Origin of the sequence: Desulfuromonas sp. KJ2020 (genome assembly GCF_024197615.1) — a bacterium.
Taxonomy (GTDB): domain Bacteria; phylum Desulfobacterota; class Desulfuromonadia; order Desulfuromonadales; family SZUA-540; genus SZUA-540.
In genome coordinates this window covers 650,865-667,324 of the sequence record NZ_JAKUKE010000003.1, presented here as the reverse complement: position 1 = coordinate 667,324, position 16,460 = coordinate 650,865, and the positions used below count along the sequence as shown (strand labels likewise).

Sequence of the window (16,460 nt, the reverse complement as noted above, 5' to 3'; positions counted from 1 at the left end):
TCTGCCATACCAATCACGCTGCATGAGGATGGAAATGAATCGACACGAACAGACCGCCGAGCGTCTGGCCCACTCCCATGAATACACCGAGATCAATCCAGGCAATGAGCGACGAACCCTCTGGGTCATTCTGCTGACGCTTGTCACCATGGCGGTCGAGATTGTCGCCGGCCATCTGACAGGGTCGATGGCCCTGCTGGCCGATGGCTGGCACATGGGCACCCACGCCTTCGCCCTGGGGATCACCTACGCCGCCTATCGGCTGGCCCGACGGCACAGCGACTCCGAATATTTCTCCTTCGGCACCGGCAAATTCGGCGTGCTGGCCGGCTACACCAGCGCCCTGTTTCTGGGCCTGGCCGGTCTCTGGATGATCGTTGAATCGATCCAGCGTCTGCTGAACCCCGTGACCATTGCTTTCAATGAAGCAATCGGCATCACCCTGATCGGCCTGATCGTCAATGTCGCCAGCGTCATGATCCTGCACACTGCCGAAGAGGGCCATCAGCACGACCATGCTGACGGCCCGCATGAGCCCGCGCAGGGCGGTCAGCACGATCACAGCTACCGGGCCGCCTACCTGCACGTCATTGCCGATGCGCTCACCTCCATCTTCGCCCTGGTGGCCCTGCTGACCGGCCGCTTTCTGGGCTGGACGGCTCTCGATCCCGTCATGGGCATCGTCGGCGGCCTACTCATCAGCCGGTGGGCCTACCAGCTGATCAAGACAACTGCCGTGATCCTCCTCGATGGTGGCGTTACCGATACCTTGAAAGCCCGGGCCAGGGAACTGATCGAAGCCGACCAGGAAAGCCGCGTCATCGATCTGCACCTCTGGCCCATCGGCTCCCGGGACCTCGCCCTGGTCGCCTCCGTCGTCACCGGCTGCGGACACACCGCCGAGGACTATCAGAATCGATTAAAAACCCTGCCTCATGTTATTCATGTGAGTGTCGAGGTGCATCCCTGTGAAGACCCCGACTGCTCCTGTTCCCCGACTGCCTGAGCACAAAAAAGGGCCGCCTCCCGAAAAGAAGCGGCCCTTGCTTTTTTTGATGTTGCGTCCTGCGGGTGGCTATATCAGATCAGCACCATCGCCAGGCCGTAGCCGACAATGCAGGCCGTCACCACCGCGAAAAACCCCGGCATCATGAAACTGTGGTTAAAGTAGAATTTGCCGATCTTCGTCGTTCCCGAGATATCGAAGTTGATGGTGGCGATATCGGAGGGATAGTTGGGGATGAAAAAGTAGCCGTAGCTCGATGGCATGATGGCAATGAGCAGGGCCGGCGACAATCCAAGAGCCAGCCCCACCGGCAGCATCATGATGCAGGTCGCGGCCTGGCTGTTGATGACGACCGAGACGGCAAACATGGCGAGGGCGAAGGTCCAGGGGAAATTGTTGACCATCTCGGTGATGCCCGCTTTGAAGCTGGGCATGGCGAACTGGAAATAGGTGTCGCTCATCCAGGCGATACCGAAGATGGCGATGGCCGCCACCATCCCCTGCTTGAACACGACGCCGTCGGAAACCTTGGCGGCCTTGATGCGGGTCACCAGCAGGATGATGCCACCAAAGGCGAGCATCATCATCTGGATAATGACATCMATCTTGATCGGTTTGCCGCCAGGCTGCAGGGTGCGGATTTCCGGCACCATGGCAATGATGACGATAGAGACCAGAGCCAGCAAAAAGAGCAGCACCGAATTACGGGCGGCGGCAGGCAGCTTCTCCCCGAGGGTCGTGGCGGCGCTCGCCTTGATTTCAGCTCCCCAATGGGGATCCTGGAGGCGGCGCTGGTACTCGGGATCCTTGTCCAACTCGACCCCGCGACGCATGCTGTAGGCCACCATGGCCAGCAGACCGATAAAGGTCGCCGGAATGGTCACCCCGAGGATGGAGAGCAGCGTCAGGTCGGGAGCCAGACCGGAGAGTTGGGTCAGGTAAAAGACGACGGCGGCCGAAATGGGACTGGCAGTGATGCCGAGCTGCGAGGCCACGGAGGCTGCCGCCATGGGGCGTTCTGGACGAATGCCGTTTTTCAGGGCGACATCGCCGATAATCGGCATGATGGAATAGACGGCGTGGCCGGTGCCGAGCATGACCGTCATGGTGTAGGTGACCAGGGGGCCCAGCAGGGTGATGAGTTTGGGCCGCGAACGCAGCAGACGCTCGGCAATCTGCAGCATGTAGCGGAGGCCGCCCGCAGCTTCGAGCACCGAAGCGCAGGTAACCACGGCCAGAATGATGAGCATGACGGTGACGGGCGGGCTGGTCGGCGGCATCTTGAAGACGAAGACTTCGATGGCCAGGCCGATGCCGGAAACCACTCCCAGCCCCATGCCGCCGAAACGGCTGCCGATGTAGAGCATCATCAGCAGAAAGAGAAATTGAATGTAGAGCATGGACCTTCTCCTTGGCTTGGGAGGGTGTCGGGAAATCCGCGCCAATCCGCGTCATCCCCGTTTTTCACCCTCAATACGGCTCAAGGATAGATCCAGGACAAATTCGTGTAAATATTTGGATTTTAAAAAGAATTTATTTCTTTACGGGCATTTTGTGCATTGTGTTCATCGCGCTGTCCGTTCGGGTTTTCAGCGGTTGCGCACATAGCGGCGTTCAGGCCGGCCCACCACACCGTAGATGAGATCGGCCTTGAGATAACCTTCCGTGATAAGAAACTCCAGATAGCGGCGGGCGGTGGAACGGCTGGCGCCGATGCGCTGACCGACCTCGTCGGCGCTGAGGTCGGCGACCGCAGGATCGTCGAAGACCTGTCGCACCTTTTTCAAGGTCAGCGGATCGATGCCCTTGGGAGTCATATCGACGTCAGGCTCGGATGTTTTGGTAGCCGACGAATGCAGCAACCGGTCGATTTCCTGTTGTTCCAGCTGGCCGCCCGAATCGAGACGGAGCCGGTAACGGCGAAACTTTTCAAGCGCCTCCTGAAATCGGGGGAAATACACGGGTTTGACAATATAGTCAAAAATGCCGCCGCGCAAGGCTTCCTGCAAAGAGGCCATCTCGCGGGCGGCTGTAATGAGAATGACATCGCTTTGGGTCTCCCCTTTCCGCATACGGCGCAGGAGGTCGAGTCCATGGCCTTCTGGAAAGAACAGGTCAAGCAGAACCAGATCGGGCCCCAGCACTTCCACCATCTCCTCGCCTTCGGCCAGGGTGTTGGCCACCGCCACCACCTCGAAGCCGGGGATTTTTTCCACGAAACGTCGGTGAAGTTCCGAAATACGCGGATCATCCTCGACGATAAGCACCCTGAGCGTTGTGTCGGTCATCAGGCTTCCTCCCTGCCCGTCTTGGGGATACTAACTGTAAAGAGCGCTCCGCCCAGCTCTCCCTGGCCGTAAGTGATGTTGCCTCCCAGCGCCGTCACCGCCTGACGCAGCAGGTACAGGCCGTACCCGCGCCCGGCCTGACCCTTGGTCGTCACCCCTTTGTCAAAGAGGGTTTCGGCCACCTCCGGGGATACCCCCGGTCCGGAATCCTCCACTTCGAGAATAAGATCATCCCCCAGATCGGTCAGAATCAGGCGTACCTCCGGGGACCGGTCGCCGGCCCGAACCGCCTCGAAGGCATTGTCCAGCAGGTTGCCGAGAATGGTGACCAGGTGCTGGCGGTCGATAGGAGCCGGCACATCGGCCAACGAGCTGTCGGGGTCCAGCGAGAGAAGGACTTTGAGTTCCCGGGCCCGGTTGAACTTGCCGATAATGAGTCCCGCCACCACCGGATCCGGCACCGCCTTGGTCAGGGTCCGGATTAATTCCTCGTAGCCGCTGGCCTCCGTCATGATGAGATCCAGCGCCTCCTGCTGAGCACCAATCTGCAGCAGACCGGCGATGGTGTGCAGCTTGTTGGAGTATTCATGGCTCTGGGAGCGCAGCAGTTCGGAGTATTCCTGCATCTGTGACAGCTCACGCCCAAGGCGGTCGAGTTCATCCTTGGGCCGGAAACTCGCCACCGCCCCCCGGGGCGGCCCACTGAAGGGCACCACATTGACGATCATGGTCCGCCCCTTGAGCCGCATCTCGCGGTCGAGCACGCTCTGGCCGCCGGTCAGCATCTGTTCCAGTTCGGAATTGGTACAAACCTCCGCCAGCTGACGGCCACGCAGGTTGTCATTCCCCTCCTGGCCGAGGTACCGGCGCGCCGCCTGGTTGACCAGGGTCAGCTGCCCTGCCCCGTCCACCGCCACTACCCCTTCGCGAATGGTACCGATAATGGCGCTGCGCTCCTGGTACAGGGCCGCAATTTCGTGGGGTTCCAGCCCGAAGATGGCGCTCTTGAGACCGCGGGCGATAATAGCAGCGCCAAAAACGCCGAACATCAGCACGATGGCGATGTAACCATAGATCTGCCGCTGCTGCGCCCTGACCGTGACGTCGATATCGCGCAGCAGGTAGCCGACGGCCACAAAGCCGATGACGTCCTGATTCTCGCCCCGTAAAGGCACGATACCACGCAGCGACTCGCCCAGCGTGCCGACAGCCCGAGAGACATAGGCACGCCCTTCCTGCAGGGCCGGTCCCAGATCTCCACCGACAAAAGGATGGCCGATTCGCGAGGGGTCCGGATGGGAATAGCGGATACCGCGACTGTCACCAATCACCACGTATTGTGCCCCCGTCGCCTGCCGGATCTTTTCGGCCACGGCCTGCGTCCGGGCAGAATCCTGGGTGAGAAGCCCCTCCAGAACTTCAGGATCGTAGGAGACGGCATGGGCGACATCGAGAGCTTTGGCGCCAATCTCCTCCAGCAGGCTGTGGCGCAGAAAGTCAGAGAAGAGCGCCCCCACCAGACTGATCAGCAGCACCAGCAGACCGGTGACCAGCAGACTGAGCTTAAGCTGCAGACTCCTGGGAAGCAGGCGGTCGATACGTTCCAGCAAGGACGTTTGGTCCGGGTCAAAATCCATGGTGGTCCTCTTCGTTTTCTGGACACCTTCGGGGCAGCAATGGCCTGATGGTTCTCACTTTTGTCCGACAGGCCTGAAACGGTTCACTAGGGCCCTAACAAGCTGAATCGCTCCTAGCACCAGGCCGCCCGCGACCATGCCGCCCAAACCGTCCACCAGTAGGGGCGTCACGATGGCGAGAACCTCGCCAATCGAACCGAAGCCATGAACGAATTCAACCACGGCGTGGGCCACAGCGGCGCCGCCAGGCAGGCCATGCATGAGGATGCCGCCACCGACCAGGAACATGGCGGCGGTGCCGACAACCGACAAAAACTTCATCAACAGGGGCGCCAGCCGCAACAGGGCCGCGCCGATCATGCGACGGAAGCGGTCAGAAAAAGCGGGGCCTTGCCGACGAATCAGGTGGAGGCCGGCGTCATCCATCTTGACGATGCCCCCGACCAGCGCATAGACCCCGACGGTGACCAGCAGGGCAATCGTCGAAACCACCGCCACCTGCAACCCGAGCGCTTTGCCCTGCACGGTGCCAAGGGCAATCACGATGATCTCGGCGGAAAGGATGAAGTCGGTGCGCACGGCCCCCTTGATCTTGTCCTTCTCCAAAGCCACCAGATCCACCTCGGGATGGCTCAGGGCGCGAAGCTTCTCGGCGTGTTCGGTCTCCTTGTCCCCTTTGTGAGACCCGAACTTGTGAACCAGCTTCTCGAAGCCCTCGTAGCAGAGGTAAGCCCCGCCGACCATCAGCAGCGGAGTAATGGCCCAGGGCGCCAGGGCGCTGATCAGCAGAGCCGCCGGCACCAGAATGAGCTTGTTTTTAAAGGACCCCTTGGCCACCGCCCAGACCACCGGCAGCTCCCGATCGGCGCGAATGCCCGTGACCTGCTCCGCGTTGAGGGCCAGGTCGTCCCCCAGCACACCGGCGGTCTTTTTGGCGGCGACCTTGGTCATCACCGAGATATCGTCCAGCAGGGTGGCGATATCATCGAGAAGGGTCAGTAAACTGCTGCCAGCCATGGGCTATCCTCCCCTCTCTGGCTGAGATATTTCGGCCACCGAAACCTGCGGACGCTGGAGCCAGGTTGCCACCCCCCAGGTGTTGTAGGACGCCGGGCCCCAACCTGATATATACGCCGACTGCATCTCCTGAATCCGAAACCCGCCCTCCTCAATCAGCCTGGGGATATCGCGGTTCAGATGGCAGCCGCCCCCAAGGCATCTCCACGCGGGAGCCAGACGGTTCTGCCAGCGGCGGATGCGCACATCGGGAGCCAGGCCATGCTCACAAAAGATCAGTTCGCCCTCCGGTTTGAGTACCCGCCCTATCTCACGCAACGCCTGCTGCACGTCCACGATGGTGCACAGGGTGTAGGTGACCAGCACCGCGTCAACACTCGCCGTCTCCAACGGGATGTCCTCGCAGGGCAGATCAAGGAACTCGACCGGAAAAGTCACTTTTCGTGCCTTCAGTTCGGCTTTTCGGACCATTTCGGGGGAAGGATCGAGCGCCCAGAGATGGGTCACCTTGGCCGCATCATAATAGGGAAGATTCAGGCCCGTACCGATGCCGACTTCCAGCACCTGGCCGCGAGCCAGGGGCACCACCTTTTCGCGCAGCTGCATGGCGGGTTTCAGGCTGCAGGCAAAGTGCACCAGATTCGGTAGAATATGTTTGTTGTAAAATTTCATACAATCTACATTGGCTGGAATTCGATGGATTAAACCGATATTATACCTGCTCCATCTCAGGCGCGATGCAAAATTTCCCGAACTCTGTTATCCTTCACCGGAATCGCTCACCAAACTGCCAGGAGAATCCTGTGACAAACCAAGAACTTGTTGCGCTCGAATGCCCCTACTGCCGTGACACCATTCACCGTCCATTGAACTGGTTCAAGCAGCCCTACTTCACCTGCCCCGCCTGCGGCGGCGGCCTGACAGAGAATCAATTCGCTTCTATTGTCCAGGATCTGGAGCAGGCTTTCGAACAGACCATTGATGAAATGGTGCAGGCCAAACCGGGGTGTGGCTGTGGTTGTGACTGCGGCCACAAAACATCTCACTGATTTAATCTATCCCCTCTCCTCCACCAGAACGCCCCCAAAGCAAAGAGTCAAAGCCCATGAACAAGCATCAGCTTTTGCAGCAGATCATCGCGACCCTGCATGCGGATCTCGCCGTGCTTTCCCATGCCGCCCGCGCGGCCCATGCGGCGGCAACCCATGAAGAATGCCAGCCGGACAACAAATATGACACCACCGCCCTGGAGGCGTCGTACATCGCTCAGGGACAGGCGAACCGTGCCCAGGACATCCGCTCAGCTCTGGCCACTTACAGCAAGCTGGAACTAAGGACCTTTGACGACAATACGCCGATCCGCCTGACGGCCCTGGTCACTCTTGAGGGAGAGGACGGTGTCCGCCGGCAGGTTTTTATCGGCCCCGAAGCCGGTGGTCTCAAGATTTCAGACGGTGACGATGAAATCGTCGTGATTACCCCAGCCTCACCAATGGGCCGAAGCCTGATCGGCAAATGCGTGGGGGATGAGGTTCAAACGGGGTCAGCCGGGGTGCGGAAAAGCCTGAGTATTGAAGAGGTGCGCTAAAGAACGTTATTTTAGGACCAAAAAAAATGCTCCTTCCGAAGAAGGAGCAAAGGGGCATGGGCTGGTGGGGCGCCGGTAATCGGTGAGCTCCCCGTCAGGCCATCGCGTCAACTTATTTTTTGGCTTTGGGGATGAAGATCTCGTCCGGGTCGAGGACGTCGTGGATGAGGCGCAGCTCTTCCCGAGTCGGCACCGCCGTTTCGCCCTTGACCCGCGACACGTCAAGGTCGAACTGGCACTGCTCCTGAATCTGGGCCGGCGTGCTGCCGGGGTGACAGGTGTCGAGATACATGTGGCCGTCCTCCTCGTCAAAGCGGAACACGCCCAGGGTGCTGATAATGGCCGAGGGGCCGCCACGGTAGGCGGCGCCATACAATTCGCGCCGATGGACGAACTCGCCGCCGGGCCACTTCTTCACGCGCCAGCCGGGACTGGTGATGTAGCTCACCTTTTCGACAAAACGGCGCTTTTCGTGCACCATGATGAAGACGGTGCGGCTGGCGAAGGAGTTGATGTCGGGGTTGCCGCCGCTGCCGGTCAGCCGCAGTTCGGGGTCGAGGTAGTCACCGATGCAGGTGGTGTTAACGTTGCCGTACTGGTCGACTTCGGCGCCGCCGAGGAAACCGAGATCGACGTAGCCGCGCTGGGCGATGCTGAAGGCGTCATAGAGGCCGGAGGCGCGGGAAGCGCCCATTTCGCAGCGGGCGTCGCCGACGGAGGTGGGGATTTCCGGCGGGCGGCCGTCGAGGGTGCCGGCTTCGAAGATCAGCTTCAGGTTGGGGGCATGGGTCTGCTGGGCCAGCATGATGGCGACCATGGGCAGGCCGGTGCCGGCAAAGACGATTTCGTTATCCTGCACCTCATGGGCGGCGGCACAGCACAGCAGGTCGGCCAGCCCGTATTCGCCGGGGGATGCAAAGTCGCTCATATCAATTCCCTCCCTTCTTCTCGCGCGGGCTGTAATTCATGGCGGTGTTGGCCCGCAGTTTGAGCATGCGCGGCCAGCCGAGCTTCTCCAGATAGCCGGTGTGATCAAGGCCGTGGATCCATTCCTGGGCAAAGGCGTCGAAGCCTTCCTGGGTGCGGGTGCCGTTGTAGAAATTCTTCAGAAACGCCCCGTCCACATCGTACCGGCCGAACATGCCGGTGGGATGGGCGCCAAAGGGACACTCGACGATGTAGTCGACCTCGAAACTGGGGATGGTGTTCTGGTCGGCATGGCGGCGCAGGTACTCCTCCGGCACGATCTCTTCGGCCACGGCGATGGTGATATCGGCGGCGCGGGCGGCCTCCGGGTCGGAATAGTACTGCCCGCTGACCCGCACGGTCCCCTCTTCCCCCACCTGCTGCACGCAGAGCAGGGCCACGTCGACCTTCACCGCCGGCACCTGCACCAGCTGGCCGCCATCGAAGAAGGGATCCTCGGTAAAGAGATACTTGTGTTTGGCGATGCGCTTGCCGTCGCGTCGGCCCGCCTGGCCGAGGGTGTCGTAGGCCGGGTTATGGATGTCCGTGCCCAGGGAGGTCTGCGTGGCCGCGTAGGGCGCCCCGGCCGCGGCGGCGGCGAACCGGAACATCATCTCGGCATGGCTGTAGTCCTCGACGAGGATCTGCTTCTCAGCCACCTTGCGCGACAGGTTGGCGCCGTACTTGCCGTAGAGCTCGTGCCCCACCCAGCAGGATTCCCAGATATCCACGCAACCCGCCCCCACCAGAAACTCCGTCTGCGGCCCGCCGTTGACCTCGATGAGGTGCAGGTTCCGGCGCTGCTGCCGAATCAGTTCAAAGACGACAGCAAAGGGTCGGCGCCAGATGGTGAAGCCGGAGAAGGTCAGGCTGGAGCCGTCTTTGATGATTTCGGCGGCCTGCTGTACCGTGATGCGCTTGCTTTTGCTCATAGTTCCCCTCCGTAAGGTGATTTAGGCGGCCAGATTTCGCAGAATTTCACGGGAAATAATCAGCCGCTGGATTTCACTGGTACCCTCGTAGATCGTCGTGATGCGGGCGTCGCGGGCGTAGCGTTCGATGGGATAGTCCTTCGTGTAGCCGTAGCCCCCCAGCATCTGCATGGCCTGATAGCAGGCCCGGTTGGCCGCTTCGGTGGCAAAGAGCTTGGCCATGGAAGCTTCCTTGGCGAAGGATCGGCCCTGCTCCTTGCGGCAGGCCGCGTTCATCAGCAGCAGGCGGGCCGCCTCCAGCTCGGTGTAGGCGTCGGCGATCATCCACTGAAGGGCCTGAAAGTTGCTGATCTTCTGCCCGAACTGGACCCTTTCCGTCGCATAACGCGAGGCATGGTCCATGGCCGCCAGACCGACGCCGAGGCCGAGGGAGCCGATGCCGATGCGGCCGCCGGCCAGCTCGGCCACGGCGATGCGGAAGCCGTCGTTCTCCTTGCCCATCAGGGCCGAGGCCGGCACCCGGCAATCCTGAAAGATCAACTCGTTGGTCGCCGAGGCATGCTGGCCCATCTTCTCCTCTTCCTTGCCGATGAGCAGGCCCGGCGTGCCGGCCTCCACCAGGAAGCAGCTGATCCCCTTACCCTTGGGCGCCTCTTTGTCCGTGACCGCCCAGACCACGAAGACCCCGGCATAGGGCGCGCTGGTGATGAAAATCTTGGAGCCGTTCAGGACGTAATGATCGCCGTCCCGCACCGCCTGGGTCACCATGCCGGAAGGATCGGAACCGGCGCAGGTCTCGGTCAGACCGAAGCTACCGGCGGCGTATTCCCCGCTGCAGATTTTTGGAATGTAGTTTTGCTTCTGCTCCTCGGAACCGATGGCCTGGATGACCTCGCAGACCATGTTGTTCACCGACACCGTCACCGCCGTCGAGGCGCAGGCACGGGCGATCTCCGTCATGGCCACGCTGAAGGCAACCACGCCGGCCTCGGAGCCGCCGTACTCTTCCTTGACGTTCAGTCCCATAAAGCCGAGTTCGGCCAGCTGCTTGAGATTGCCCAGCAGCGTGTCACGGTCCTTGTCCTGGTCGAGCTTGGCAGCCACGGGCTCCAATTGGTTGCGGGCAAAATCCCGGGCCGTATCCTGGATCAGCTTCTGTTCTTCTGTCAGTTCAATATGCATTTCCCCCTCCTCGCCTTAGTGAATCTAAACGATAATTCACTTTAAGTATGATCGCTAAACAACTGTTTCCAATGGCAGATCATGGCTCTGTGCCCACAGTTTCCAGTAAGCGGTTGTCTGGCCGGCAAACACAGTCTGATAATCCTCCTGCCTGCGGATATCCAGCAGCTGTTCCAGCCTGCTTTTGAAATGCGGCTCAAGGGCGGCTACGGCCACCCAGCCGTCACGGGCCTGGTAGATATTGTATTCGGGCAGACCACCTCCCAGGATGCCGCCGGCGACGGTGCTGCCGTAGCGCAGCGGCTCGGCAAAAAATGCCGCGGCTTCGGAGAGGGGCACCACAGCCTGGCCCGCCTCGCCCGTTCGTCCACGCTGAACCAGCAAAGCCAGAACAGCGGAAACGGTCTGCTCGGCGCCGGCCAGGTCAGAAATCAGGGTACGCGGCATGTGCGGAGGATCGAGGAGCCCCATCCTGGCCTGATAGGTCAGGTCATGCCCGGCCTCGTCGTCGTCGGGGGCCGGATAACCGATAATGGACACCATGCACAGATCAGGGAACAGGGGGTGCAGTGAGTCAAAATCGAGGCCCAGCCGTTTCAGGGCGGCTGGCCGCGTCGCCGTAATGAGGGCATCGGCGCTTTCCAATAAGGCAAAGAGCGATTTCTTACCCTGCGGATCCTTCAGATCACACCGATGGACCTGCTGCCCTTCCATCATGTCGGCGTACCATGGCTGGCTGTAGAGCGCCATCGGGTCGCCACCAGGCGGCTCCACCTTGACGACGGTGGCGCCCAGAGCCTGCAGGCGCTGGGCCGCCGCCGGTCCCGGCAGATTGACGGCCAGGTTGACAATCCTTAGACCTCGGAGCATGCACCCCTCCCCTTCAGCTTCCGTCCCCAGGGACAGACCTGGATGCAGATGCCGCAGATCGGCTTACCGATGTTTTCCATCGGGCTGAATTCGTTCACCAGCTTGTCGGCGCACTTCTGAAAATCGAGGGCCTCCTCGCGGCTGGCATAGTGGAAATCGGTGGAGACGTTGCGGATCGCCCCGGCCACGCAGGCCTCGGTGCAGCAGGTACAGGAGCCGCAGCGGTTTTTAAGCGGCTTGTCCGCCTGCAGGGGCATGTCCGTCAGCACGGTCACCAGACGGACCCGGGGGCCGTATTCCGGCGTGACGATGAGCAGGCTCTTGCCTTGCCAGCCCAACCCGGCGGTATTGGCCACCGCCTTGGCGGAGAGGTGGGAGCGGAATACGGTCATGTCGAGGGGTTGCGAGGCCGGTATGGGCAGAGCCGCGTAGCCTTGCCCCTCGATATGGGCGCACAGCCGCAGGGCAATCTGATCGAGCAAAGCATTGGCGTTGAGGTACACCTGCGCGTAGAGCGGCGTTGGCCGGCCCGGCAGCTGTTCGAAAACGGCGTTGGGGAGCTTGACCGCCAGGGCAAGGGCGTGGCGGTAGGGGCCGAGCAGGTCGGCGGGCTCGGTGTCGATGCCTTCGAGCAGGGCCAGATCGGCGACACCGACCAGGTCGGCGCCGAGATTTCTGGCGTGTTCCTTGATTTTCTCTGTTCTGGTCACCGCGCTTTCCCCTCTTTTGCTGGTCAGGTTCCTATTTCTCGATGCCGATTCTGGCCGGCACCCCTTGCTGGTAGTAGTGCTTGATCTCGGTCATCTCCGTGACCAGGTCCGCCGTCTCGATGACGCGGGGGTCGGCACTACGGCCCGTCAGCACCAATTCGACGGAAGCGGGTCGCGCCGCCATCAGGTCCAGAATGTCTTCCACTGACAGCAGACCGAACCAGACGGCACCGTTGATTTCATCGAGAATGACCAGGTCGTAGTCGCCGCTCGTGAGGGCCTGCCGTGCCAGCACCAGCGCCTCCTGCGCGACGCGGATATCCTCGGGGTCGAGTTTGTCCTTGAAGATCCAGTTATCGCGCCCCGTCTGGTGGATGGTCAACAGGGGCGCCAGGCGGCGGGCGGCCTCATGTTCGCCGTATTCGCCGCCCCCCTTGATGAACTGCACCATGCAGACCTTGAAGCCGCGCCCGACGGCCCGCAGGGCCAGCCCCAGCGCCGCCGTGGTCTTACCCTTGCCGTTGCCCGTATAGACCTGTACCCGTCCCTGTTCCATGGCGGGCGCCTATTTCTGCAGCGCCGCCGTGAGCACCGGCGCGAACTGCAGGACATCGGCGACCACCAGCACGTCGGCCACTTCGCCGATGGGGGCGTCCTTGTCCTTGTTGATAGCGACGACGAAATCCGACTTCTTCATGCCGGCCAGATGCTGGATGGCGCCCGAGATGCCGCAGGCCACGTAGAGCTTGGGCGAGACGGTCTGCCCCGTGGTACCGACCTGGCGACTGTGGTCGACCCAGCCGGCGTCCACCACCGGACGGCTGGCGCCCAGTTCGCCGCCAAACGCCTTGGCCAGCGCTTCAATGACGGCGACGTTGTCCTTCTTGCCGATGCCGCGGCCGGCGCTGACGATGATTTCGGCCCGGCCCAGATCGACGGCTTTGGCCTCGGCCGGTTCATAGCCGCCAAAAGTCAGCCCCTGCCCGTCAGCCGCGACGTCAATCCTTTCGACCTGGGGCGTCCCCTGCGGCGCTGCCGCGGCAAAAGCCCCGGCCTGCACCGTCAGTACCGCCTTGCCGCCGGCCGGTCTGACCTGCCGGCGCATCTTGGCGTTGCAGCAGCCGACCTCGAAGCCGCCGTCGACCAGGGCGACGATCTCCGTCACCTGACCCGCCTTCAAGGCCGCGGCCAGCCGCGGAGCGAGATCCCAACCGTAGGACGAATGACAGAGGACGACGACATCGGGCTGCTCCTTTTCCACCGCCGCCAGCACCGCCGCCTTGTGGGCGGCCGGATTGTACTCGCCCAGCGTCGCCGCATCGGCCAGATAGACGCGGCCGTCGAACTGGGGAACGCTGCCGTCGCTGCCGACCAGCACGGCGACCTTCTCGGCCCCCAGTTTGTCGGCAAAGGTCAGCAACTCATAACTCGCATCGAGGAGTTTGCCCTCGCGAACTTCACAGACCAGTAGTGCTTTCATAGAATCTCCCTCTTGGTTCCGGCTGCTAGCGCAGCACCGCAGTCTTCTCTTTGAGGATGTTCACCAGCTTCAGCGCCGTCTCGCTCGGCTCGCCCTCCAGCACCAGGCCGCCTCCCTTGCGGGCCGGCGCATAAAACGAGGTGGTTGGCGCCAGGGACTCTTCCTTCAACAGGTCGGCGACGGGAATGGGCCGGATTTCCTTTTTCTTCGCCTTCATGATGTTGGGCAGGGTCGGATAGCGGGGGGTGTTCAGGCCAAGCTGGCAGGTAACCAAAGCCGGCAGACGCAGGCTGACCAGCCCTTTGAGTCCCCCTTCGAGTTCCCGCTTGGCCTGCACGACGCCATCGGCGTAAGAAAAACCGACCAGGGTGGTGGCGCTGGCAAGGCCGAGCAATTCCGCCACCAGTACGCCGACCTGGGCCGAGCCCCGGTCCTGCGACTGCATGCCGGTGAAAATGAGGTCGAACCCCTGCTCGCGGGCATAGGCGGCAATGATGGAGGCGATCTGCCAGGGATCCTTCTGATGCGCGGCGCTGTCCTGCACATGCACCGCCTTGTCGGCCCCCATGGCCAGGGCCTTCTTGATCGCTTCCACCACCCGGTCGGGGCCAATGGAGAGGACGGTCAGCTCCGCTTCGCCCCCCAGCTGTTCCTTGAGCTGCACGGCCTGTTCGACGGCATATTCATCGTATTCGTTCAGGCGCCAGGCCAGATCGTTGTCGTCGAACCAGAGACCGTCGGCGGCCGGCTTGAAGCGGGACTCCAGGTCGGGAACCTGCTTAATGCATACGAGTAATTTCATGGCTATCCTCCTATCCTTTCCACCACAATTTCGGCTAAATCGCGTACCTTGAGTCGGTCTTCACAATCGGAGGTCTTGATGCCGTCTTCGAACATGGTCAGGCAGAAGGGACAGTTGCTGACCAGAATCGGCGCCTCCGTGGCCGCCGCCTGCCGCACCCTTTCGACATGGATGCGCGACCCCAGCTTTTCTTCGGCCAGGATGCGGCCGCCACCGGCACTGCAGCAGAAACTGTCGACGCCGGCCTGGGCCATCTCCGTCACCTGCCAGCCCGCCGCTTGGAGCACCTCCCGCGGCTCGCTGACGATATCCTTGTAGCGTCCCAGGTAGCAGGAGTCGTGGTAGGTGCAGACCTGCTCCTCCCCCGGGGTCAGAGCCAGACGGCCGTCCTGCAGAAGGCGGTGGATGTAGGTGCTGTAGTGTTCGACCTCCACCAGCAGACCCAGATCCCGGTAATCGCGGCTCAGGGTGTTGAAACAGTGCGGGCAGGTGGTAACGATGCGCGCCACCCCGCTCGTCTGAAGGGTCTCGACATTCTCCTGGGCCAGCATCTGGTAGAGATATTCGTTGCCCAGCTTGCGGGCCGGCTCACCGCAGCACTTCTCGTCCTTGCCGAGGATACCGACGCGGACGCCGGCGGCCTGGCAGATGCGCACGAAGTTGCGGGCGACCTCGCGGTTGCGCTGGTCAAAGGAGGCATAGCAGCCGGCAAAGTAGAGGATGTCGGCCTCCTCCCCCGCCGTCACCCGAGCCAGGTCGAGCCCCTCGGCCCAGTCGCCGCGCCCGGCAAAAGCCATGCCGAAGGGATTGCCGTTCACCTCCAGGTTGCTGATGGCCGTGCGCACCTCGTCGCCGGGGAAGGCGCCTTCCATCAGGGTCAGATGGCGGCGCAGCTCGATGATCTTGTTGACGTGCTCGTTGTTGGCGGGGCAGATATCCTGACAGGCGCGGCAGGTGGTGCAGGCCCAGATGGCCTCTTCCCCCACCGCCTGGGCCAGGGGCTTGTCGGGCGCCGTCTCGCCGAGCTGCTGAATGAGCCTCATGGGGGAGAGCGGCTTGTCGGTGACATGGGCCGGGCAGCGATCCTGGCAGCGTTTGCAGCTGGTGCAGGCGTCGGCGTCGAAGAGGTCTTTCCAGGTCAGGTCGGCCAGGGTAGCGGCGCCGAACTGCTCGGCCTCTTCGTCTTCGAGGTCGAGGGTGGCAAGGGTGCCCTTGGCTTCCAGGGGCGCAAAAAAAGCGTTGGCGCTGGTGTAGAGGATGTGCCTCAGCTTGGTGAAGGGGAGCGCCGCGACAAAACCGAGGGCCAGCAGCAGATGCAGCCACCAGAGGAAGACGTGCAGGGTGGAAAGGCCCTGGCTCGACAGCCCCGCCATGCTCTTGGCCACCAGCAGGCCGACGGGAGAATAGCGGGCCAGCTCAGGATTCCAGACCAGTTCGGTGGCGGCCAGGCGGGCGCCCTCGATGAAGAAGCCGGTGAGGAGGATGGCGAAGAGCAGACCGTGAAGCCAGAGGTCTTCGGGTTTGGTCTCCAGGCCGGCCGGCTTGACCAGGAAGCGCCGCACGAAGAGGCCGGCCAGCATGAGGATGGCCAGGGCGCCGGCCAGATCGAGGGCCAGGGAAAAAATCAGGTAAAAGCCACCCTGCAGCAGGTTGACCTCGAACACCGGGGTCAGCAGGTCGGCCTGCAGCATTACCAGCAGGGTGCCGGCAAAGAGGATCGCAAAGCCCCAGAAGAACAGGGCATGATAGACGCCGCCCTCGCGGACACGGGCGACTTTCTTCTGCGCCAGCACCTCGGCGACCATGCGCCGCAGCCTCTCCTGCGGCCGGTCGAACCGGTTGAGCGCCTTGCCCTGCCGCCAGTGGGCCAGCCGCTGCCTGACTCCCCAGGCCAGCAGACCGAAGGCCGCCAGCGCCAGCAGATACATGGGCAGCACCACGCCATGGCCGACGTTCCAGTAGATTTCACGGGTGGCTTCCAT

At 62.1% G+C, this 16,460-nt stretch carries 17 protein-coding genes; 3 read left to right on the top strand and 14 right to left on the bottom strand.

The window, feature by feature from the left end; genetic code table 11:
* Positions 1-34 precede the first annotated feature (34 nt).
* A complete protein-coding gene (gene dmeF / locus MJO47_RS11480) occupies positions 35-1,006 on the top strand; it encodes a CDF family Co(II)/Ni(II) efflux transporter DmeF (protein ID WP_253961263.1) in 972 nt (323 codons plus the stop codon).
* Between the two features lie 74 nt (positions 1,007-1,080).
* Here dmeF and MJO47_RS11475 read toward each other — a convergent pair whose 3' ends face one another.
* From MJO47_RS11475 to MJO47_RS11455, 5 genes are all read right to left on the bottom strand, one after another.
* Positions 1,081-2,406: an anaerobic C4-dicarboxylate transporter gene (locus tag MJO47_RS11475; protein ID WP_253961262.1), complete on the bottom strand. Its 1,326-nt coding sequence runs from the start codon at positions 2,404-2,406 to the stop codon at positions 1,081-1,083.
* A 189-nt stretch (positions 2,407-2,595) separates the two neighbouring features.
* Complete coding sequence (locus MJO47_RS11470; protein ID WP_253961261.1) at positions 2,596-3,294, bottom strand: response regulator; 699 nt, start codon at positions 3,292-3,294, stop codon at positions 2,596-2,598.
* The gene (locus tag MJO47_RS11465) at positions 3,294-4,931 is read right to left on the bottom strand and encodes a sensor histidine kinase (protein WP_253961260.1); all 1,638 of its coding nucleotides are present in this window, start codon (positions 4,929-4,931) and stop codon (positions 3,294-3,296) included. Before MJO47_RS11465 ends, MJO47_RS11470 begins: the two co-directional genes overlap by 1 nt.
* Positions 4,932-4,985: 54 nt before the next feature.
* The gene (locus MJO47_RS11460; protein ID WP_253961259.1) at positions 4,986-5,948 is read right to left on the bottom strand and encodes a DUF808 domain-containing protein; all 963 of its coding nucleotides are present in this window, start codon (positions 5,946-5,948) and stop codon (positions 4,986-4,988) included.
* Positions 5,949-5,951: 3 nt separating this feature from the next.
* Positions 5,952-6,620 (bottom strand): class I SAM-dependent methyltransferase, encoded by a 669-nt coding sequence (locus MJO47_RS11455; RefSeq protein ID WP_253961258.1) that lies wholly within the window; start codon positions 6,618-6,620, stop codon positions 5,952-5,954.
* Positions 6,621-6,751: 131 nt separating this feature from the next.
* Here MJO47_RS11455 and MJO47_RS11450 point away from each other — a divergent pair, with 131 nt between their 5' ends.
* Both MJO47_RS11450 and MJO47_RS11445 read left to right on the top strand, forming a co-directional pair.
* Positions 6,752-6,997 (top strand): hypothetical protein, encoded by a 246-nt coding sequence (locus MJO47_RS11450; RefSeq protein WP_253961257.1) that lies wholly within the window; start codon positions 6,752-6,754, stop codon positions 6,995-6,997.
* 56 nt (positions 6,998-7,053) lie between these two features.
* Positions 7,054-7,536 (top strand): transcription elongation factor GreAB, encoded by a 483-nt coding sequence (locus MJO47_RS11445; protein ID WP_253961256.1) that lies wholly within the window; start codon positions 7,054-7,056, stop codon positions 7,534-7,536.
* A gap of 112 nt (positions 7,537-7,648) precedes the next feature.
* On the opposite strand, the gene MJO47_RS11440 is transcribed toward MJO47_RS11445, so the two are convergent.
* The 9 genes from MJO47_RS11440 to MJO47_RS11400 are packed head-to-tail and all read right to left on the bottom strand — an operon-like array spanning position 7,649 to position 16,460.
* Positions 7,649-8,464 (bottom strand): CoA-transferase subunit beta, encoded by an 816-nt coding sequence (locus tag MJO47_RS11440; protein WP_253961255.1) that lies wholly within the window; start codon positions 8,462-8,464, stop codon positions 7,649-7,651.
* Position 8,465: 1 nt separating this feature from the next.
* Positions 8,466-9,434 (bottom strand): CoA transferase subunit A, encoded by a 969-nt coding sequence (locus tag MJO47_RS11435; protein ID WP_253961254.1) that lies wholly within the window; start codon positions 9,432-9,434, stop codon positions 8,466-8,468.
* Between the two features lie 21 nt (positions 9,435-9,455).
* Entirely contained in the window at positions 9,456-10,616 is a 1,161-nt protein-coding gene (locus MJO47_RS11430; RefSeq protein ID WP_253961253.1) for an acyl-CoA dehydrogenase family protein, read from the bottom strand.
* A gap of 54 nt (positions 10,617-10,670) precedes the next feature.
* Positions 10,671-11,486 carry a CoA transferase gene (locus MJO47_RS11425; protein WP_253961252.1) on the bottom strand — a complete coding sequence of 272 codons (816 nt, stop codon included), beginning with the start codon at positions 11,484-11,486 and terminating at the stop codon, positions 10,671-10,673.
* Complete coding sequence (locus MJO47_RS11420; protein ID WP_253961251.1) at positions 11,471-12,196, bottom strand: 4Fe-4S double cluster binding domain-containing protein; 726 nt, start codon at positions 12,194-12,196, stop codon at positions 11,471-11,473. The genes MJO47_RS11425 and MJO47_RS11420 overlap by 16 nt, the downstream gene beginning before the upstream one ends.
* Before the next feature lie 31 nt (positions 12,197-12,227).
* Positions 12,228-12,752 carry a cob(I)yrinic acid a,c-diamide adenosyltransferase gene (gene cobO / locus MJO47_RS11415; RefSeq protein WP_253961250.1) on the bottom strand — a complete coding sequence of 175 codons (525 nt, stop codon included), beginning with the start codon at positions 12,750-12,752 and terminating at the stop codon, positions 12,228-12,230.
* A 9-nt stretch (positions 12,753-12,761) separates the two neighbouring features.
* Positions 12,762-13,676, bottom strand: a complete 915-nt coding sequence (locus MJO47_RS11410) for an electron transfer flavoprotein subunit alpha/FixB family protein (protein ID WP_253961249.1) — start codon at positions 13,674-13,676, stop codon at positions 12,762-12,764.
* Positions 13,677-13,701: 25 nt separating this feature from the next.
* Complete coding sequence (locus MJO47_RS11405; RefSeq protein WP_253961248.1) at positions 13,702-14,478, bottom strand: electron transfer flavoprotein subunit beta/FixA family protein; 777 nt, start codon at positions 14,476-14,478, stop codon at positions 13,702-13,704.
* 2 nt (positions 14,479-14,480) lie between these two features.
* On the bottom strand, positions 14,481-16,460 hold the full coding sequence (locus tag MJO47_RS11400) for a (Fe-S)-binding protein (protein WP_253961247.1): 1,980 nt from the start codon (positions 16,458-16,460) through the stop codon (positions 14,481-14,483).